Origin of the sequence: Robinsoniella sp. RHS (assembly GCF_001029355.1) — a bacterium.
GTDB lineage: Bacteria > Bacillota > Clostridia > Lachnospirales > Lachnospiraceae > Robinsoniella > Robinsoniella peoriensis.
This window is the reverse complement of record NZ_JNGB01000002.1, coordinates 83,013-103,589: the sequence shown is the minus strand read 5'-3', so window position 1 is coordinate 103,589 and position 20,577 is coordinate 83,013. Positions and strand designations below refer to the sequence as shown.

Below are 20,577 nucleotides of genomic sequence, written 5' to 3'. Positions count from 1 at the left end.
GAAGGTGAAAATGTGAACAGTAAAAGAGAAAAGATATATGGAGTATTTGCAACAATACCGGCATTGATACTCTTTTTAATATTTACGTATATTCCATTGCTGATGACTTTGGGATATTCCGTGACAGACTGGAATGGATTCAGTAAGAATTTTAATTTTGTAGGGATTGATAATTTCGTTCAGGTATTCAAAGATACCGAAGTGCTTCAGACATTTGGCAATACAATGTATTTTACCGTATTGGTAGTAGTAATCGGCCTTGCCTTACAGCTGATGCTGGCAATATTTTTATTTGAAAAACTGAAGGGCAGAAATGTACTGAGAGCAATTATTTATGCACCCTGTATTATCAGCCCGGTCATTGTATCCCTTACCTGGGTAAACTTTTTCCAGTACGCCGGAATCATTAATGAAGTGCTGTCTAAGCTTGGATTAGAGGGGCTGCGGGTGGATTGGCTGGGAGATGTCAGCATCGTGAAAAATGTATTGATTTTCATCAATACCTGGCAGTGGGCAGGATACGGTATGATAATCTTCATGACGGGCTTAAGCAGTATTTCCCAGGATGTATACGAAGCCGGCATGTTAGACGGTGCCTGTGGATTTAAAAAATTCAGGTATATCACACTGCCTCTGTTAATGCCATCAGTAACCGTTAACGTATTTATTTCCATCACAGGAGCGCTGAGACTGTTCGACCTGCCTTTTGTTATGACAGGAGGCGGACCGATTAATGCCAGCAAGACAATCAGTATGACAATTTATGATAATGCTTTTCTATATGAAAGATTTGGATATTCAAGTGCGATCGGCGTTATTTTCTTCCTGATTATAGCTACGGTTACGGTGATCCAATTGAAAATAACCAGAAGCAGGGAGGTGGAATATTAAGATGGTTCGAAAAAAAACAATATTAACGGTTTTAAAATATATTTTCATCTATATGATTGCATTATTGATTATTCTGCCGATCTTATACATGTTTTTATCCTCCTTCAAGAACCCGGGAGAGGTGAACAAAATGGTTTCCCTCCCCTCCGGATTCTACCTGGAGAATTACAAAGCGGTATTTCAAAATGATACGGCGGTGAGAAGTTTTGCCAATTCCGGTATTATATCGATCTTTACCATAGCCATTGATATTCTTCTATGCGCTTTGGCATCCTATGCGATGGCAAGGAGAAAAGAAAAATATTTTTCCTTTCTTTACTTATTATTCTTAAGCGCCATGATGATTCCGGTAGTAGCCAATCTGCCTTCCATTTACAGTATTATCCTGAAATTTGGCTTAAAAGATACCAAGACGGCGTTAGTGCTGATTTATGCAGCCACCCAGATCCCCATGGGAATTCTTTTATTCACAGGATTCATTAAGGGGATTCCCAGAGAACTGGATGAAGCGGCAATTATTGACGGATGCGGATATTTACAGCGGTTTTTCAAAGTTCTGTTTCCACTTATGAAACCGGTTATGGTCACTTATGCGCTTACCACTTTGGTATATGTATGGAACGATTTCTTAATGCCTCTTATGGTCATATCATCCGAGAAGAAAAAACCAATTACCCTGGCTGTTTACTCTTTTGTAAATGAACATCAGACGAATTTCGGTGCAATCTACGCAATGCTGGTTGTTGCAGTAGTGCCGCCGATCCTTCTTTTCATCCTGCTACAGAAACAGTTTTATCAGGGAGGAGCAGCAGGAGCAGTCAAGGGCTAAGAGAGTCAGAGAAAGAACATCTGATGGAATGGGTGGACATACAGTAGGAATCTCCCGGGGCAATGCGTAAGGCGCTGCGGTCAGCCGTTTCCGAGAATTGGGTGTTGTCTGGTAAATCCAGGCATTCACAATTCATTACATTAGTTGAAACAATTAATATTTAATACAGAAAGGAATTACATATGAATAAACAATACGAAGTAGCAGCATATTATTTCCCAAATTATCACTATGATGACAGAGTGCAGGAATGGCACGGGGAAGGATGGAATGAATGGGAGCTGGTAAAAAATGCAAAGCCCAGATTTGAAGGACATGTGCAGCCCAAGATACCTCTCTGGGGATACGAAAACGAGGCAGATCCCAGAGTGATGGAGAAAAAGATTGAAGCGGCGGCAAGCCATGGACTAAGTGCATTCATATTTGACTGGTACTGGCATAAAGAAGGGCCATTCCTGGACAGATGCCTGGAAGAAGGATATCTGCAGGCAGAGAATAACAAAGATTTAAAATTTGCAATTATGTGGGCAAATCATGACTGGCTGGAAATACATCCTGCCACCAGATTTCAGCCTTATCCGGTGAGAATGAAAGGCGAAGTCTCTGAAGAAGTATTTATCCAGGCAACAGACCACATAATCGATACCTATTTTGTACATCCATCCTATTGGAAAGTAGAAGGCAGGTTATATTTTTCGATCTATGAAATGATGAGCCTCGTAAAAGGTCTGGGAGGACTTGAGAACACAAAGAGGGTATTAGAAGAACTTCGGTCAAGAGTGAGGGAGAGAGGGCTTGGCGAACTGCACTTAAACGCTGTAGTATGGGGAATCGAAACCCTTCCTACGGAAAATACTCTGACCAATCCCAATGAAATCATCGAATATTTGGGAATAGACAGTGTCACCAGCTATGTATGGGTTCACCATATCGAATTCGAACATTTTCCGGACACTTCCTATAGAAAAATGAGGGAAATATGCAAAGATGAGCATGCCAGACTGCAAAATCAGTATCCCCTTCCCTATATTCCAAATGTGACCGTAGGCTGGGATTCCACACCGAGAACCGTGCAGACAGACCGGTTTGACAGTATCGGCTATCCATATTATCCGGTGTATATGGATAATACCCCTATGGAATTTGAAAAAGCGCTGTATGATGCGAAAGAATTCCTGGATAAATCAGAAAAAAGCTTCAATATTTGTACGATAAATGCATGGAATGAGTGGACGGAAGGAAGCTACCTGGAACCGGATACGGTAAATGGAATGGCTTATCTGGATGCCATTAAGAAGGTTTTTGGTGATAAATAAATGTATGTATCCCTCCTCATATCCGAGGGGGGTTATATATTTTCTATAAGTTTTTCAAATAAGACTTCTCTACAAAGTTAATAATCTTATAAAGTCCCATGGCGATAATGCAAAGTATAACAATGCTCATAATAACCCAATCCAACTTAAAAACCTGACTGCCATATATAATCAGGTAGCCAAGTCCCTGCTTGGAACCGATAAATTCACCGATTACCACACCAACCAGGGCAAGACCGATATTTACCTTCATGACACTGATAATGGTAGGAATGGTGCTTGGAAGAACGACACGCAGCAGGACGTCTTTTTTCGTGCCCTGCAGAGTGTAAATCAATTTTATTTTATCCGGAGATACTTCTTTAAATCCGGTATATAGATTTAATATTGTACCGAAGATCGCTACCGAAATTCCGGCTACAATAATTGTTTTCATATTTGCACCCAGCCATACGATTAAAAGTGGAGCCAGCGCTGATTTTGGAAGGCTGTTTAAAACGACCAGGTAGGGTTCTAATATTTCAGAAAGTTTTTTGCTGAGCCATAACAGTACGGCAGTTGCGATTCCCAGCAGAACTACTAAAGCGAAGCTGATCAGTGTTTCTGCTAGCGTAACGCCAACATGGAGGAAGATGGATTTATCCTGAACCATGGAAATAAAGGTATTTAATACCCGTGAGGGGCTGCTGAAAATAAAGCTGTCGATGATGCCAAGTCTTGCAGTGATTTCCCAAAGCGCAATAAACAGTACTAAAATAAGAATCCGCATGATTGTTACCATGCGTTTATGGTGAAGCCGCTGTTTTAAATATTCTTTTTGATTGACAGAAGCGTTATTCATTTACATTCAGCTCCTTCCAGATTTGATTGAAATAATCTTTGAATTCAGGAGCGTTTCGGGATTTCATTGGAGTACGGTCTTCGATACTCATATGAACCGGTATAATGCTTTTGATTTTTGCCGGCCGTTTGGTAAGAACGATAATGCGGTCTGCAACGCTGATTGCTTCCGACAGGTCGTGGGTAACCAGAATAGCGGTTTTGTGGGCTTTCTTTAGAATAGAAGAAATATCATCACATACGGATAGGCGTGTCTGATAATCAAGAGCAGAAAAAGGTTCATCTAAAAGCAGAAGTTCCGGCTGCAGTGCCAGTGTACGAATCAGTGCTGCACGCTGACGCATTCCGCCGGATAGTTCGGAAGGCTTTTTATCCTTAAATTTGTATAATCCATAATCTTTCAGCATCTGGTCAACCATTGCTTTACTTTCATCTGTAATTTTTTTCTGAATCTCCAGACCCAGGAGAACATTGCGGTAAATTGTACGCCATTCAAACAAATGGTCTTTTTGGAGCATATAGCCTATATTCGTATGAGCTTCTTTTACATCTTTCCCATTTAGGAGAATGGAACCGGATTCAGGCTTTAAGAGTCCGCTGATTAAGGAAAGCAGAGTAGATTTGCCGCAACCGCTGGGACCGACAATAGCGATGAATTCGCCGTCATTCACCTGAAAGGAGATATCAGATAAAGCATAAGTTTCTCCGCTTACACTATGATAGGAAAAGTTCACGTCTTTTAGTTCTAATAAGGTCTGCATTTCGTACCTCCTATATTGTTATATCATAGTGTATGAAAATGACGCCGAAATGTTCAAGAATTCAGAGTAAGAGAAGCTTCAATCAATTGTTTTGCACCATAAGAACCCAGGACAGGAACATCTTCTGGATGGGTACAGTCTGTAATGCCTTTATCAAAAAGCACATTGATATTCATGGGGAACTCATCATCACCCTCCCAGAGAATATAGGTAATGGCAATCAGGGGAAACAGCTGCAGGCGTACCGACGCATCCCCATAAGTGCAGATAGTACCGTGAAGTGCTTTCCCGGCCTGTATAAACCAGTCTGTGTGCCCTTCAAATGCTTTCTTCAGGGGCGGAATTGTCTCGCGAATAAAAGCAGCCTCAAAGTGGCTGACACCGCGGATGGAATGAAAGGGAATTTCCTCTCCGGTAACTGCAGCAGTATCTTTGGCATAAATCAGATAGTGGATCAGCAGCAAACGGGTATGCACCGGAATTTCCAGATCCGGACAAGCCTGGTCAAAGATGCTTCCGTCCGAGATACTGACCATATAGCATTTATCCAGAACCGGCAGCAGCAGGTATTGTCCATCCCCGGAAAATGCAAGCCCGGTTCTAAGTGCAAGTTTCTTAAAATCCATGTGCAGGAAAATCTGACGGTCGTGTTCAAAGACCAGTTCATAGTTGTCAGTATTTTTTTGTTTTATTTCCATAAATAGTTCTCCTTAATTAAATATTTAATGTAGGTAAAAAGGTAGTATTCTTGTATTTTAGTTTAGCATAAGAAGAGATACGTGTATAGACTTTTACATCCAAATCAGGATAAAGTTACGATAAGTTCTCCCCAAAACCTCCCCACATTTCTTGCCCTTTCTCCCATTTAATGATATAATTGCCAAATCAATAAACCAGAAAATGATAACTGGTGTACCTCATACTACCAAAACCATATTAGAGCCTGTTTAAAATATCACTAAACCAGAACGGGAATTTTGGAACAAGTAATATTCAGGATTTTAAACAGACTCTGGAAAGCAGAGTTGATTTATGAAATATAAAAAACAAATCTTTATTACACTATTCCTGGTAATCCTATGCTCCTTTTCCATAACCGGAGCAGCAGCCGGCAGGGGAGGGCGCAGAGCGGACAGAAGAGCCGCCAGTAAAAATGCGTGGACTGTTCAGCAGTACGGCAGTGACAGTGATGGAAGTCAGTCTATGTTCTATACCATAAGCAATCGTAAAGGAAAATTAATCGTCATAGACGGTGGATGGAAACAAAACGAATCCCGGGTACGCAGTGCCATTCAAAGGCTTGGTAACAATGTGGATCTTTGGATTATCACCCATCCCCATCCGGATCATGTGGGAGCTTTTAATGCAATCGTATCCAATCCTCAGGGGATTCGTATCCGGAAGGTTTTAGCCCCTAAGATTAATCCGGCAGTTTATCAGAAATATGCCCAGGAGTGGGATGAATACAGCATATTTGAAGAGTTTAACGGCATCATGTCCGGTGCCGGAAATCTTCAGTACATAAAAGGAGGGGATACGATAGATATTTCCGGACTCAGCCTTCAGTTCTTCAGTTCCTATGATGGCAGATTAGAGAAAACCAGCAAGGATATCTGCAATGATTCTTCCCTTGTATTTAAAGCTGCCTACAATGGAAAAAGTATGATTTTTACCGGGGATATTAATTCCAGACGCGCAAATATGCTGGTGAAAAAGTACGGGAAGAAACTTAGGTCTAACTATTTACAGGCTCCCCATCATGGAAATAATAATAAGAGAGAACGGTTCTTCAAGGCAGTGAGGCCCCGGGTAACATTTATAGATGCGCCCTCCTGGCTCCGTAAATTCCCGGCTGTGAAACATAATATATCCGTTTTGAAAAAGCAGGGAAGCAGGATTATAACCTATGGTTCTTCAAGGAGAACGGTAAAGTTAAAATAGTTACCTGCGTCTTTATTGGGAATAGAAACTTTATGGACTACCAACATCAGAAAGTGATTAAGAGAAGCCGGAGATTATCAGAAATAGTCCGGAGATAAGGAGAGTTTATGAAAAATTTGCAGGAAATGTCAAATGAAGAGTTATGGGAAATATTCCCCATTGTACTGGAGGATTATAATCCCCAATGGAAGGACTGGTACCAGAAAGAACAGGAAATCATCATTAATGCTGCAGGGAAAAATAACGCAGCCAGAATTCATCATATAGGAAGTACTTCGGTCTACGGTTTGCGTGCCAAACCAACCGTTGATATCTTGTTGGAAATAAGAAAAGAATGCGATTTGAATTTACTCATTTCGAATCTGGAAGAGGCCGGATATATGTATTCACCCCAGCCCCATAAACCTGCACCCCATATGATGTTCCAAAAAGGCTATACGCCCTTGGGATTTGAAAAGGAAGTGTATCATTTACATATACGCTACCAGGGAGATTGGGATGAAATCTATTTTCGGGATTATCTTCGGATTCATTCAGACGCTGCGGCAAAATATGCAGATCTCAAGGATAGACTGAAAAAAAAATATGAACATGACAGGGATGGATATACCTTTGCGAAGTCAGAATTTGTAAAAAATATCACGGCATTGGCAAGAGAAGAGAAGAAACGAAATTACCAGAAAGAACTGGATCAGGAAATAGAGAAGATCAAGAGAGACGATAAAGTTCCAACTTTGCTGCTTCACAGCTGTTGTGCCCCTTGCAGCAGCTATGTTCTGGAATATCTTTCAAATTATTTTAAAATTACCGTATTCTACTATAATCCTAACATTTATCCACAGCAGGAGTATGAGAAAAGAGTGCTGGAACAACAGCATTTTATTCAGAGCCTTCCGGCGAAGTATCCGGTAGAATTCTGCGGGGGACGCTATGAGCAGGATGAATTTTACAGCGGTATTCGCGGGCTTGAAAAAATCAGAGAGGGCGGGGAGCGCTGTTATGCCTGTTATGAGTTGCGGCTTCGTGAAACAGCACGGATTGCAAAACAACAGGGATATGATTATTTCACCACTACATTGTCCATCAGTCCTTTAAAAAATGCAGTGAAGCTAAACGAAATCGGAGAACGCCTGGCGGCTGAAATACAGGTTCCGTATCTGGTATCTGATTTTAAGAAGAAAAACGGATATAAAAGATCCATCACACTTTCCGGCCAGTACGGACTTTACCGGCAGGATTATTGCGGCTGTATTTTTTCTAAAAAAGAAAGAGATAATCAGTGAATATACAATCAAAAATATTGTATAAATATAGAATTTATGGTAGACTTATAGGCAAATCCGGCAGATTTATGCGGACATACAGATAAAAGAAAAAGAAATGAGGAAAATATTATGGCACAGTTATGGGGCGGACGCTTCACCAAAGAAACAGATCAGTTAGTGTATAACTTTAATGCATCAATTTCCTTTGACCGGAAATTTTACAAACAGGATATCGAAGGAAGCAAAGCACATGTGACAATGCTGGCAAAACAGGGAATTCTTACACCGGAAGAAAAGGAAGAAATCATCGGGGGCTTAAATGGTATCCTGGCAGATGTGGAAAACGGAACCCTGGAAATTACGGATCAGTATGAAGACATTCACAGTTTTGTTGAAGCAAACCTGATTGACCGTATTGGAGATGCAGGTAAGAAACTTCATACGGGGCGAAGCCGTAATGACCAGGTTGCCCTGGATATGAAACTCTATACCAGAGACGAGATTTTAGAGATGGATGCATTACTGAAGAACCTCTTAAATACGCTGCTTAAAATCATGGAAGAGAATACCAGGACTTATATGCCGGGATTTACTCATTTACAAAAAGCACAGCCCATTACCCTGGCTCATCATGTAGGTGCTTATTTTGAAATGTTCAAAAGAGACCGGTTAAGGTTATTTGATATATATAAGAGAATGAATTATTGCCCACTGGGTTCCGGTGCACTGGCTGGTACTACTTATCCGCTGGATCGTGATTACACGGCTGAACTGCTGGAATTTGACGGACCTACTTTAAATAGTATGGATTCAGTGGCTGACAGAGATTATGTAATTGAATTATTGTCTGCCATGTCTACAATCATGATGCATCTGAGCCGTTTTTCAGAGGAAATTATCATCTGGAATTCTAATGAATATCAGTTTGTGGAGCTGGATGACGCTTACAGTACCGGAAGCAGTATTATGCCCCAGAAGAAAAATCCGGATATTGCAGAACTTGTACGGGGAAAGACTGGCCGTGTTTACGGTGCGCTAATGTCGATTCTGACCACAATGAAAGGAATACCCCTTGCATATAATAAAGATATGCAGGAGGATAAAGAGCTTACCTTTGATGCAATCGATACCGTCAAGGGCTGTATTGCATTATTTACCGGTATGGCAGCTACCATGCGGTTCAATAAAGCAGTTATGGAAAATAGTGCGAAAAATGGCTTTACCAATGCTACGGATGCAGCAGACTATCTGGTAAATCATGGCGTACCTTTCCGTGATGCCCATGGGATCGTGGGACGTCTGGTACTCTACTGTATTGAAAAAAATATAGCGCTGGATGATATGAGCCTTTCGGAATACAAAGAGATCAGCCCTGTTTTTGAAGAGGATATCTATGAAGCAATCAGCATGAAGACCTGCGTGGAAAAGAGAATAACGATCGGTGCTCCTTCTGAAGAAGCAATGAAGAAAGTCATCGCCCTGGAAAAAGAATATTTGCTGAAAAATTAAAAAAGTACTTGCATTTTCGGGAAAAATGGTATACTATTGTTCAAAGGAAAGACAAATGTACGCGGTAGAAAAACACAACCTGCTGTAATGTCCATTTGGCCCTTGAATTTATGAAAAACTTTCTGCCGGAAAAATGCCGGAAGCACGTTTTTTGTAAGAATAATTTGTGTGAGGAGAATGTTAAAATGAGTCAGAAATTAAAAGTAGGCGTATTAGGCGCTACCGGTATGGTAGGACAGAGATTTATTTCATTATTGGAAAATCACCCATGGTTTGAAGTAGTAACCCTTGCGGCAAGCCCGAGAAGTGCTGGGAAAACATATGAAGAAGCAGTAGGCGGAAGATGGAAAATGACCACACCGATGCCGGAAGCAGTTAAGAATATCGTTGTAATGAACGTAAATGAAGTTGAAAAAGTGGCATCCGGCGTAGACTTTGTATTTTCGGCTGTAGATATGAGCAAAGATGAGATCAAAGCCATCGAAGAAGCTTATGCAAAGACAGAAACTCCGGTTGTATCCAACAACAGTGCACACAGATGGACACCGGATGTACCGATGGTAGTGCCGGAAATTAATCCGGAGCATTTTGAAGTAATTAAATTCCAGAAAGAACGTCTTGGTACAACCAGAGGATTTGTAGCAGTTAAACCAAACTGTTCTATCCAGAGTTATGCACCGGTACTTACCGCATGGAAAGAGTTTGAGCCATATGAAGTGGTAGCTACTACTTATCAGGCTATTTCAGGTGCCGGAAAGACTTTCAAAGACTGGCCGGAGATGGTAGAAAATATTATTCCGTATATTGGCGGAGAAGAAGAAAAAAGTGAGCAGGAACCATTAAGACTCTGGGGAAATATTGAAGACGGTGTAATCAAAAAAGCAGCTTCACCAGTGATTACCTGCCAGTGTATCCGTGTTCCGGTATTAAACGGACATACAGCAGCTGTATTTGTAAAATTCAAAAAACAGCCGACAAAAGAACAGTTAATTGAAAAATTAGTGAATTTCAAGGGCTTGCCTCAGGAACTGGAACTTCCGAGTGCACCAAAGCAGTTCATCCAGTATCTGGAAGAGGATAACCGCCCACAGGTAACAGCAGATGTAGATTTTGAGAACGGAATGGGTGTCTCAGTTGGAAGACTGAGGGAAGACACCGTATATGATTATAAATTCGTAGGATTGTCCCACAACACAGTGCGTGGAGCAGCAGGCGGTGCAGTACTTTGCGCTGAACTATTAAAAGCTCAGGGATATATACAGGCAAAATAAGCAGTATGAAACAGTAGAAAACAGCATTTAAAAGAGTATACTTCTAAATGCTGTTTTTTTGTGTCCTGATGGTTTTGGCAATAAGTAATCCTCCTGTTTCGAGAAAATTAACTTGTTTTTTGCCGCATTATATCTTACAATTAATAACAGAGTTTTGTCTGCGGACAAAGCGAAAGGGTTAAAGAGTGGGATATAAATGATTAGGATAAAGAATGTAACAAAAGAATTCGGGAAAACAAAAGGAGTATTTGATTTATCACTGGAAGTAGAAGATGAAGAAGTTTTTGCCCTGATGGGGCCGGCAGGTGCCGGCAAAACTACAGCTATCCGTCTTTTGATGGGATTTATGGCTCCTATGAAAGGGAAATGTGTGATAAATGGGAAAGATACCTGTAAATGGTCCGACAATATTCAGGGATTTATCGGCTATCTGCCGGGAAATGCGGGGCTTCCTAAGGAAATGACAGGCAACAAATTCATACGGCTGATGGGTGCCATGCGGGGAATGAAGAACCTGGAGCGGGCATTTGAACTTGTAGACCGGTTTGAACTGGACATGGAGGAGAAGATACGATTCATGTCAAAGGAAGACCGGAAAAAGGTTCAGATTATCAGTGCGTTTATGCATGATCCGAAAATGCTGATTCTGGACGAGCCGGCTGTGGGTCTGGAGCCGCTGATGCAGGAACGGTTTATTGAGCTGATGCTGGAGGAAAAGGAAAAAGGAAAGACAATTTTTATGACCTCCCAGGTATTTGACGAAGTAGACAGAGTTTGTGACCGTGTAGGGATGATCCGAGATGGGAACCTGGTAAATATCAGTGATATTGAAAGCCTGAGGGCAGACCAGCGGAAGAATTATATTATTAAATTTGCCGACCAGCAGGAAGTGTTTCGATTTATGAAAGAGCCATTTGAGGTAATTCAGATTAAGGAAAAACAGATTATTGTCAATGTAAAAGGTGAGATGATGTCTCTGATTCATACACTCAATGACTACAAAGTGACGAATCTGGAAATGACAGTCCAAAGCCTGGAAGAGATATTTCCACATTTTTACGGAGGTCAGCTGCATGCTTAGTTTTCCATTATTAAAACAAAATATAAAATCAAATTATGTAATTTTCCTTGCATTCCTTGCAATACTTTTGTCGGGAATGCTGGCAGCCCTAGGGCTTCATACCGAAGGGCATACATCAGCAGGATTTTTAGCATCCTATTTTAGTGAATTTACCTTTTTCATTGTTCCTTCCGTATACAGCATTATTATGGCGGGACGTTTGACAGCTCATTTAGTGGATCGGGGAACAATGGCATATTATCTGGCAACGCCCAACAGCAGATCGAGGCTTTTATGTACCCAGGCAGTCACATTGGTGTCATATCTGGCAGTTATGTTTATTTTTACTTCGGTTCTTGGGGTAGCGGGCGGTTTGTATCAATTCGTGGAAAATTGTGATATTACATCTTTTCTGTTGTTGAATCTGGGGGCATTCTGCCTTCATATCTTTGTCAGTGGAATTTGTTTTTTAGTGTCCTGTACGTGTCGGTCAGCCGGGAGAGCATGGCTTTTTTCCGGTATTATCATAGCGTTTTTTTATATGGTTCATATCGTATCAGATATGGATGATCGTATGGAGGTTCTGAAATACGGTACCTTTTTTTCACTATTCCATACCGAATATATTCTGAGGATCAATGTCAATATCCTATGGATGCTTCTGGCCTTAATTGTTGGCGGCTGGGCAATGTATTTTATAGGAATAAAAATATTTGAAAAGAGAGATTTGCCCCTGTAATGGGGAATGAGGATTTATAGATGTCAAAAGCTTTATATATTGCAGAAAAACCCAGTGTAGCTCAGGAGTTTGCCAGGGCACTGAAGATAAAAACATCCAGGCATGATGGATATCTGGAAGCTGACACGGCGGTGGTGACCTGGTGTGTTGGCCATTTGGTGACTATGAGTTATCCGGAAGTATATGATGTAAAATTTAAAAGGTGGAGTCTGGACACTCTGCCATTTCTCCCGGATGAATTCCTGTACGAGGTCATTCCTTCTGTAACAAAACAATTTAAAATTGTAAGCGGTCTGTTAAACCGGGAAGATATCGATACCATTTATGTCTGTACTGACTCCGGACGGGAAGGAGAATATATCTATCGTCTGGTAGAGCAGATGGCAAATGTAAAAGGGAAAGCCAGAAAAAGGGTCTGGATCGATTCCCAGACAGAAGAAGAAATACTGCGGGGTATTGAAACAGCAAAAGATTTATCTGCATATGATAATTTGTCAGAGGCAGCCTATCTGAGGGCAAAAGAAGACTATTTGATGGGAATTAATTTTTCCAGGCTGCTTTCCTTAAAATATGGGAATGCCATTTCAAATTATTTACATACAAAATATACGGTTGTATCGGTGGGAAGGGTAATGACCTGTGTACTTGGAATGATTGTAAGACGGGAACGGGAAATCAGGGAATTTGTGAAAACGCCGTTCTACCGTGTTCTTAATACCATAAATTATAATGGAAAAGTATTTGACGGCGAATTCCGTGCAGTAGAAGGCTCTAAATATTATCTGTCCCCTAAATTATATAAAGAAAATGGATTTAAAGAAAAAAAAGAGGCCCAGGTATTAATTGATGAACTAAGTGTGGAACAGCCATTAACCGCAGTGGCAGATGCCGTTGAGAAGAAAAAGGAAAATAAAAATCCACCGCTGTTATTCAACCTGGCGGAACTACAGAATGAATGTTCGAAACTATTTAAAATAAGTCCGGATGAAACGCTGCGTGTAGTTCAGGAATTATATGAAAAAAAGCTGGTAACTTATCCGAGAACGGATGCCAGAGTATTGTCAACGGCAGTTGCCAAAGAAATTCATAAAAATATCGGAGGACTGCGTAACATACCTATGGTGAAAGAGTTTGCCGAAGAGATTCTAGGCGGTAGCAGTTATAAAAATATCGCAAAGACAAGATATGTAAATGATAAGCAGATTACAGACCATTATGCAATCGTTCCAACGGGGCAGGGGATCAGTGCACTTCGCTCCTTGAATAGTAATGCGGTAAATGTTTACGAGACAATCGTCAGAAGATTTTTAAGTATTTTTTATCCCCCTGCAGTCTATCAGAAAATCAATCTGACTACAAAGATGCAGGGAGAAAAGTTCTTTTCCAGTTTTAAAGTACTGATTTCAGAGGGATATCTGAAAGTAATTGAGAATTCATTCAGCAAGAAAAAGCCCGAGGAGAACTCAGGAGGGCAGGAGGATGACACGAAATGTGATACAGCCATGCTGGAAGCATTAAAGGATCTGAAAAAAGGCGCCCAGTTAAATGTAGATAAGCTGCAGATTAAAGAAGGAGAAACCTCACCGCCAAAACGATACAACTCCGGTTCCATCATTCTGGCAATGGAAAATGCAGGGCAGCTGATCGAAGATGAAGAACTCCGCTCCCAGATCAAGGGCAGTGGAATCGGAACCAGTGCTACCAGGGCAGAGATACTGAAAAAACTCATAGGGAATAAATATATAGCATTAAATAAAAAAACGCAGATACTGACGCCCTCATTACTGGGTGAGATGATATTTGATGTAGTAAATGCGTCAATCCGTTCACTGCTGAATCCGGAATTAACCGCCAGTTGGGAAAAGGGTCTGAATTATGTGGCGGATGGGGAGATCACACCGGATGAATATATGACAAAACTGGATAACTTCATACGATCCAGAACAGAAGGGGTATTAAAAACCAACTATCAATATGCACTGCGTCAGTATTTTGATGCGGCAGCACAATATTATAAGAAAGGAAGTCAAAAATAATGGAAACATGTAAGATTAAAAACCTTTATAACCTGGAGGAAACAATTGCAAAAGAATTATTTAAGGGAGCAGAATATCCATGGGAAGTTCTTCCTAAGATCAGCAGCTTTATCCTGGAACTGGGAAATTCCCTGAGTGAAGAAGAGTATGAGAAACGTGGAGAAAATGTCTGGATTGCAAAATCAGCAAAAGTTGCTCCTACAGCGTTCATTAACGGACCGGCAATCATCGGTAAAGATGCTGAAGTGCGCCACTGCGCATTTATCAGAGGCAATGCTATCGTTGGCGAAGGTGCCGTTGTAGGGAACTCTACCGAACTGAAAAATGTTGTATTATTCAACAAAGTTCAGGTGCCTCACTATAATTACGTGGGTGATTCCATCCTGGGTTACAAATCTCACATGGGCGCAGGTTCCATTACCTCAAATGTAAAATCAGATAAAACACTGGTTGTTGTAAAAGATGGAGAGCAAAAGATTTCCACCGGCCTGAAAAAATTCGGAGCAATGCTGGGTGATAATGTAGAGGTTGGATGCGGCTCTATTTTAAATCCTGGTACGGTAGTGGGAAGCAATACTAATATTTATCCCCTGTCTTCTGTGCGCGGGGTTGTGCATGGAGGAAGTATTTATAAGAAACGTGGGGAAGTTGCAGAGAAGTTTTAATGTATTTTAGCGGGATACTCAGAATGAGTCAGTAAAAATTGCCCGTTATGTGATGAACCTCGGATAAACCGGGGTTTTTCTTAATTTATTTTAAGAATTATCGTGTGGGAATATTAAGACATTCCAACGGATTCTTTGCTAAAATAATGATAGCCTAGACTTAATTGTCCAGGCTATTCGATTCTAAGCAGAAGGATGATGGGGATATGTCAGAGAATATTTTAGTTGTAGATGATGAAAAAGAAATAGCGGATCTGGTCGAGGTCTACTTAAAAAATGAAAATTTCAATGTTTACAAATTTTACTCAGCGAAAGAGGCACTTGAATGTATTGGATCAGGAGATATTGATCTGGCAATACTGGATGTGATGCTGCCTGATGGAGATGGTTTTGAAATTTGCAGAAAGATCAGGGAAAAGCATAACTATCCGGTAATCATGTTAACTGCAAAAGAAGATGAGATTGACAAAATTACGGGTCTGACTCTAGGGGCAGATGATTATATGACAAAACCCTTCCGGCCATTGGAACTGGTAGCCAGGGTAAAAGCCCAGCTGCGCAGGTTTACACGCTATAATCAGGGGAGCTATGAAAGTCAGGATAATGTGCTTATTGTTTCGGGTCTGGAGCTTAATAAGAGCACCAGGGAATGTATTTTGAATGAAAAACCAATATCACTGACCCCTACTGAATTTTCAATCCTCTGGATTCTATGCGAAAATAAGGGGAAGGTAGTCAGCGCAGATAAACTGTTCCAGGAGGTCTGGGGCGATAAATATTTTTCCAACAGTAACAATACAATAATGGTGCATATCAGGCATCTAAGGGAAAAGATGCAAGATTCCGCTGAAAATCCAAGATATATTAAAACGGTGTGGGGAGTTGGATATCGAATTGAAAAATGAGTTTGCAAGGCTGAAACGAAAGATTGTAAAGCAGGTTTTTATTGTTGCATTATTTGCAATCTTAATAGGTGCCTGCCTGCAGTATATGGTGATCGACGGCATCTTACAGGAACCTTTTGCGGAAGGCTTTGTTGCCTGGTGCCAGAATAAATTTGATCTGGATTATATGGAGGCTGTGAATGTCTATCAGAAAGTGTTTCGCAATATCAAAGATTATCTGATGATGGCTGGATTTATTATATTAATTCTGATTTTATTTTATATCGCACTGCTGAAGTTCACACGCTATTTTGATGAAATCCGCCAGGGCATGAAAAAACTGCTGCAGGAATCCGAAGAACCAATCCGGTTGTCACCCGAGCTGGATTTCATGGAAGCAGAAATGAATCAGGTCAAAGGAACTTTAAAAAAACGCGCAGCAGATGTATTTGAGGCAGAGCAGCGGAAAAACTCCCTTGTGGTATATTTGGCGCATGATATCAAAACGCCGCTTACTTCAGTAATTGGTTATATGAACCTGATGCTGGAATTACCGGATATGCCGCCGGAACAGCGCGCCAAGTATATGGAGATAACGCTGGAAAAGGCATACCGGCTGGAACAGCTGATTAATGAATTGTTTGATGTAACCCGCTTTAACATGCAGTCCATTGAACTGGAGAAAGAAGAGATCCATCTTGCCTATATGCTGATGCAGATGGCAGAGGAGTTTTATCCGGTCTTGATGGAACAGAATAAGCGTGCCCGGGTGGACGCAGATGAATCCCTGTTGATACAAGGGGATCCAAATAAACTGGCAAGGGTTTTTAATAATATCCTTAAAAATGCAATTGCCTACAGTTATGAAAATACAATTATTGAAATTAAAGCAGAAAAAATAGAAAACAATGTACGGATCACGTTTCGCAACCGGGGTGACCAGATCCCTTATGACATGCTCATGAAAATATTTGAACAGTTTTACCGTATGGATTCGGCTAGATCCAGCAATACGGGAGGAGCCGGACTGGGGCTTGCCATTGCAAAAGAAATTGTATTGGCACACGGAGGTAAAATTTATGGACAGAGCGATGAAATTTTTACCACTTTTTCGGTAGAACTGCCATTAATGGTAATATAGTACGGGGATATTAAAAATGAGAACATTTAAACGAAGTAACCGGAGTAACCGGGAAACAGCTTTGGTGAAATGTTCTTGTTTTTATGTAAGCGGTCAGATGGAGAAGTAAACTCTTAATTTTTTATTATGATACTATTTAGGATTCCTGAAGTACTGATAAAGATGCAAAGGAAGTATCAGGAAAATGTTAATGGAGTCCTAAGTCTGGTTTTACACACTTTTCTATGCTTGCTGTTACTATAAAAGCAAGAAGAAAACGGAGGTGTGTATTCATGAGAAGACGAAAGAGAAGAAGGCATTATGGTCTGCAGATCATTTGTATAGCAATACTTTTAATGGTAAGTGCATTTGGAATGAAAAAATTGGCAGACAGCTATTTGGGGGAGGAGGCAGACAGCAGTAAAACAGTGGATTCAGATGAGACGATGCAGTTAATAAGCAACCAAGAAGATAGCGGATTAGATATTGACGGAGACAGGCTTTATAGTGCCTCAGCGCTTCTGATTGACTTGCAGAGCAGGAAAATATTATTTGAAAAAGAAAGTGATAAGAAAATCTATCCTGCGTCCCTGACAAAGATTATGACAGCAATTGCGGCAATAGAAACCATAGGAGATCTGCAGCAGACAGTTACACTTCAGCCAGACAAATTTGATTCATTATATGAAGAAGGGGCATCTATGGCAGGATTTTCACCGGGGGAAGAAGTTTCTGCCATAGACCTGATCTACGGGGCACTGCTGCCCTCCGGTGCGGAATGCAGTATCGGACTGGCTGACTACGCTGCAGGGAGTGAATCATCTTTTATTGAAATCATGAATCAGAAAGCATCTGATTACGGGATGACAGGAACCCATTTCAGCAATACAACCGGACTCCATGACGTCAATCACTATACCACTGTGAAAGATATGGCTATTTTACTGGAACACGCATTGCAAAATGAAAATTTCCGCACGGTATTTACTTCTTTTATGCATTCTGTACCGGCAACGAATCTGCATCCGGAAGGAATTACCTTCTACAGCACATTGTCACCATATGTGGATTCCGGAGAAATCAGCGGAGGAGAGATAGAGGGAGGAAAGACGGGTTTTACAGATGAGGCAGGTCTATGCCTTGCAAGTCTGGCTAAAGTAAATGGGAGAGAATATGTTCTCGTCACCGCGGGAGCCGAAGGCAGCCATGAGACAGATCCCTTTCATGTGGAAGATGCCCGCTTTGTCTATAATCAGCTGGGACAGATAAACTGAGCAGAAAGCTTCCCAAAACCGATAACATTTAATTTAAAATGCAAAAAAACAATTGACAATATGCGCAGATTAATATATGATATGAGAATATTCATTTCGTGATGCATATAGCTATCACAAATTCTTATTATCAATGGCACTTTCGCCGATTTTCACAATGCAGAAAAATAAAAGTAAATGGGGTGGCGCTTATGGTTTGAATTGTTTTGAAAATGGCTTAGATTGTTTCAAATAATGGTTGACATTTTGACCGAAATATAATAGTATGGGTATAGAAAACGAACATAAGTTTGCAAATTAAAGGAGATAAATGTTATGGGACAGCAGGAAGATAGATTAAAAGCCCTGGATGCGGCAATTGGTAAGATTGAGAAAGATTTTGGTAAAGGGGCTATTATGAAGCTGGGAGAGTCCGGCGTAAATATGAATGTAGAGACGATTCCAACCGGTTCTCTAAGCCTGGATATTGCTCTTGGCTTAGGCGGTATTCCCAAGGGAAGAATCGTAGAGGTATATGGACCCGAGTCCAGTGGTAAAACCACAGTTGCTTTACATATGGTTGCAGAAGTTCAGAAAATAGGCGGAATTGCAGGTTTTATTGATGCAGAACATGCGTTAGACCCTGCTTATGCTAAAAATATAGGTGTAGATATTGACAATTTATATATATCACAGCCGGATAATGGAGAACAGGCTTTGGAAATCACTGAGACCATGGTACGTTCCGGGGCAGTTGACATTATTATTGTGGATTCCGTAGCTGCATTAGTACCTAAGGCAGAAATTGATGGAGACATGGGAGACAGCCACGTAGGTCTGCAGGCTCGTCTGATGTCACAGGCACTGCGTAAATTGACTGCGGTAATCAGCAAATCAAATTGTATTGTAATCTTCATCAATCAGCTCCGTGAAAAAGTCGGTGTTATGTTTGGAAGTCCTGAGACAACTACCGGTGGACGAGCATTAAAGTTTTATTCTTCCATTCGTTTAGATGTAAGAAGAATTGAAGCATTAAAGCAAAGCGGCGAAGTAGTGGGAAATAGAACACGTATTAAAGTTGTAAAGAATAAGATTGCACCTCCTTTCAAGGAAGCAGAGTTTGATATCATGTTTGGACAGGGTATTTCAAAAGAAGGAGATGTTCTTGATTTAGCAGCAAATCTGGGAATTGTCAATAAGAGCGGTGCATGGTATGCATATAATGATGCCAAGATTGGACAGGGTCGTGAGAATGCCAAGACATATTTGAAGGAAAATCAGGAGATTCTTGCAGAGATTGAAGAAAAAGTAAGAGTGAATTACGGATTGACAGAAGGCGCTGAGCCGGAAGCTCCTGTGAAGGAAGAAGTTACTGAGGATTAAGGATGATTATTACGAATATAGAAGCGGTTACGAAAGCGAAAAGCCGTGTATATATCGATGAACAGCTTGCATTTGTGTTATACAAAGGCGAGCTGTATCGTTATAAGATAAAAAAAGATGAAGAAATCAGCGATGAAACCTATCGTGAAATTATAGATGAAGTGCTGACAAAAAGAGCGAAGATCAGGTGTATTTATTTGCTGAAATCCATGGACCGGACTGAATATCAGCTTCGAACAAAATTAAAGCAGGGCGGTTATCCGGAAGAAGCAATTAATAGGGCAATCGATTATGTAAAGAATCTTCATTATATTGATGACAACCGTTACGCACAATATTATATTGATGGAAGAACAGGAAGCAAGAGTAAACAGCAAATCGTTCAGGACTTGCTGCGAAGAGGGATATCCAAAGAACAGATCCAGAGTATTTATGAACAAAAGGAACCGGAAGACGAGACAGAACAGATCCGTAAATGGGTGGCTAAGAAGAGAGTGGATTTAGAAACGGCAGACCCCAAAGAGATCAACAGGCTTTATGGATTCTTAATGAGAAAAGGATTTCAGGCCAGTGATATCAGCAAAGTTATCCGTGGAAGAGAATATGATTAGGGACCGCCAGCCAGCGGTCTCCAATTGAGACTTTATAGTCATTTTAATGGAGTGCTTTTTATTGAAATTTTTCTTGATTTTTAAATAATTCGTGCTATACTAATAATATGCAGATATGGTTCATCGGTAGAACGTTGGCTTCCCAAGCCGAAGAGGGGGGTTCGACTCCCCTTATCTGCTTGTAAAAGTGCCTGATTTACAGG

The 20,577-nt window shown here is 40.8% G+C and carries 19 protein-coding genes, 1 tRNA gene and 1 pseudogene; 18 read left to right on the top strand and 3 right to left on the bottom strand.

Annotated features, from left to right (window positions below):
- The first annotated feature begins 12 nt into the window (after positions 1 to 12).
- The 3 genes from RHS_RS01780 (at position 13) to RHS_RS01770 (ending at position 3,036) form a co-directional block, all read left to right on the top strand.
- Entirely contained in the window at positions 13 to 891 is an 879-nt protein-coding gene (locus RHS_RS01780; protein WP_047832177.1) for a carbohydrate ABC transporter permease, read from the top strand.
- A 1-nt stretch (position 892) separates the two neighbouring features.
- Positions 893 to 1,720, top strand: coding sequence for a carbohydrate ABC transporter permease (locus RHS_RS01775; RefSeq protein WP_027294719.1), 828 nt, complete (start codon positions 893 to 895; stop codon positions 1,718 to 1,720).
- Between the two features lie 182 nt (positions 1,721 to 1,902).
- Positions 1,903 to 3,036 carry a glycoside hydrolase family 99-like domain-containing protein gene (locus RHS_RS01770; RefSeq protein ID WP_047832176.1) on the top strand — a complete coding sequence of 378 codons (1,134 nt, stop codon included), beginning with the start codon at positions 1,903 to 1,905 and terminating at the stop codon, positions 3,034 to 3,036.
- 43 nt (positions 3,037 to 3,079) lie between these two features.
- On the opposite strand, the gene RHS_RS01765 is transcribed toward RHS_RS01770, so the two are convergent.
- Genes RHS_RS01765 through RHS_RS01755 form a run of 3 tightly spaced genes read right to left on the bottom strand, consistent with a single transcriptional unit; the run spans position 3,080 to position 5,335 of the window.
- A complete protein-coding gene (locus tag RHS_RS01765) occupies positions 3,080 to 3,877 on the bottom strand; it encodes an ABC transporter permease (RefSeq protein ID WP_027294718.1) in 798 nt (265 codons plus the stop codon).
- Positions 3,870 to 4,637 (bottom strand): ABC transporter ATP-binding protein, encoded by a 768-nt coding sequence (locus RHS_RS01760; protein ID WP_027294717.1) that lies wholly within the window; start codon positions 4,635 to 4,637, stop codon positions 3,870 to 3,872. Before RHS_RS01760 ends, RHS_RS01765 begins: the two co-directional genes overlap by 8 nt.
- Before the next feature lie 53 nt (positions 4,638 to 4,690).
- Complete coding sequence (locus RHS_RS01755; RefSeq protein WP_047832175.1) at positions 4,691 to 5,335, bottom strand: DUF3786 domain-containing protein; 645 nt, start codon at positions 5,333 to 5,335, stop codon at positions 4,691 to 4,693.
- A 334-nt stretch (positions 5,336 to 5,669) separates the two neighbouring features.
- On the opposite strand from RHS_RS01755, the gene RHS_RS01750 reads away from it, so the two are divergent.
- The 15 genes and pseudogenes from RHS_RS01750 to RHS_RS01685 all read left to right on the top strand — a co-directional run bounded on the left by RHS_RS01750 (position 5,670) and on the right by RHS_RS01685 (position 20,554).
- The gene (locus RHS_RS01750; RefSeq protein WP_044297054.1) at positions 5,670 to 6,578 is read left to right on the top strand and encodes a ComEC/Rec2 family competence protein; all 909 of its coding nucleotides are present in this window, start codon (positions 5,670 to 5,672) and stop codon (positions 6,576 to 6,578) included.
- Between the two features lie 107 nt (positions 6,579 to 6,685).
- Positions 6,686 to 7,210: pseudogene (locus RHS_RS29880) on the top strand (GrpB family protein); the annotation flags it as partial.
- Between the two features lie 15 nt (positions 7,211 to 7,225).
- On the top strand, positions 7,226 to 7,861 hold the full coding sequence (locus RHS_RS01745; RefSeq protein ID WP_047832184.1) for an epoxyqueuosine reductase QueH: 636 nt from the start codon (positions 7,226 to 7,228) through the stop codon (positions 7,859 to 7,861).
- A gap of 111 nt (positions 7,862 to 7,972) precedes the next feature.
- The gene (argH, locus tag RHS_RS01740) at positions 7,973 to 9,352 is read left to right on the top strand and encodes an argininosuccinate lyase (RefSeq protein ID WP_027294713.1); all 1,380 of its coding nucleotides are present in this window, start codon (positions 7,973 to 7,975) and stop codon (positions 9,350 to 9,352) included.
- A 185-nt stretch (positions 9,353 to 9,537) separates the two neighbouring features.
- A complete protein-coding gene (asd, locus tag RHS_RS01735) occupies positions 9,538 to 10,623 on the top strand; it encodes an aspartate-semialdehyde dehydrogenase (RefSeq protein ID WP_027294712.1) in 1,086 nt (361 codons plus the stop codon).
- Positions 10,624 to 10,819: 196 nt separating this feature from the next.
- Positions 10,820 to 11,704, top strand: a complete 885-nt coding sequence (locus tag RHS_RS01730; protein WP_027294711.1) for an ABC transporter ATP-binding protein — start codon at positions 10,820 to 10,822, stop codon at positions 11,702 to 11,704.
- Positions 11,697 to 12,422: an ABC transporter permease gene (locus RHS_RS01725; RefSeq protein ID WP_047832174.1), complete on the top strand. Its 726-nt coding sequence runs from the start codon at positions 11,697 to 11,699 to the stop codon at positions 12,420 to 12,422. The genes RHS_RS01730 and RHS_RS01725 overlap by 8 nt, the downstream gene beginning before the upstream one ends.
- 20 nt (positions 12,423 to 12,442) lie before the next feature.
- The gene (locus RHS_RS01720) at positions 12,443 to 14,458 is read left to right on the top strand and encodes a DNA topoisomerase (RefSeq protein WP_044289457.1); all 2,016 of its coding nucleotides are present in this window, start codon (positions 12,443 to 12,445) and stop codon (positions 14,456 to 14,458) included.
- Positions 14,458 to 15,123, top strand: coding sequence for a UDP-N-acetylglucosamine pyrophosphorylase (locus RHS_RS01715; protein ID WP_027294709.1), 666 nt, complete (start codon positions 14,458 to 14,460; stop codon positions 15,121 to 15,123). Before RHS_RS01720 ends, RHS_RS01715 begins: the two co-directional genes overlap by 1 nt.
- A gap of 206 nt (positions 15,124 to 15,329) precedes the next feature.
- Positions 15,330 to 16,028 carry a VanR-ABDEGLN family response regulator transcription factor gene (gene vanR, locus RHS_RS01710; protein WP_027294708.1) on the top strand — a complete coding sequence of 233 codons (699 nt, stop codon included), beginning with the start codon at positions 15,330 to 15,332 and terminating at the stop codon, positions 16,026 to 16,028.
- Entirely contained in the window at positions 16,018 to 17,148 is a 1,131-nt protein-coding gene (locus tag RHS_RS01705) for a cell wall metabolism sensor histidine kinase WalK (protein ID WP_047832173.1), read from the top strand. The genes vanR and RHS_RS01705 overlap by 11 nt, the downstream gene beginning before the upstream one ends.
- A gap of 272 nt (positions 17,149 to 17,420) precedes the next feature.
- Positions 17,421 to 18,401 (top strand): D-alanyl-D-alanine carboxypeptidase family protein, encoded by a 981-nt coding sequence (locus RHS_RS01700; RefSeq protein ID WP_027294706.1) that lies wholly within the window; start codon positions 17,421 to 17,423, stop codon positions 18,399 to 18,401.
- A 315-nt stretch (positions 18,402 to 18,716) separates the two neighbouring features.
- Complete coding sequence (gene recA / locus RHS_RS01695; protein ID WP_044297046.1) at positions 18,717 to 19,763, top strand: recombinase RecA; 1,047 nt, start codon at positions 18,717 to 18,719, stop codon at positions 19,761 to 19,763.
- Positions 19,764 to 19,765: 2 nt separating this feature from the next.
- Positions 19,766 to 20,374: a regulatory protein RecX gene (locus tag RHS_RS01690; RefSeq protein ID WP_027294705.1), complete on the top strand. Its 609-nt coding sequence runs from the start codon at positions 19,766 to 19,768 to the stop codon at positions 20,372 to 20,374.
- Between the two features lie 109 nt (positions 20,375 to 20,483).
- Positions 20,484 to 20,554 (top strand) — tRNA-Gly (locus tag RHS_RS01685).
- Positions 20,555 to 20,577 lie beyond the last annotated feature (23 nt).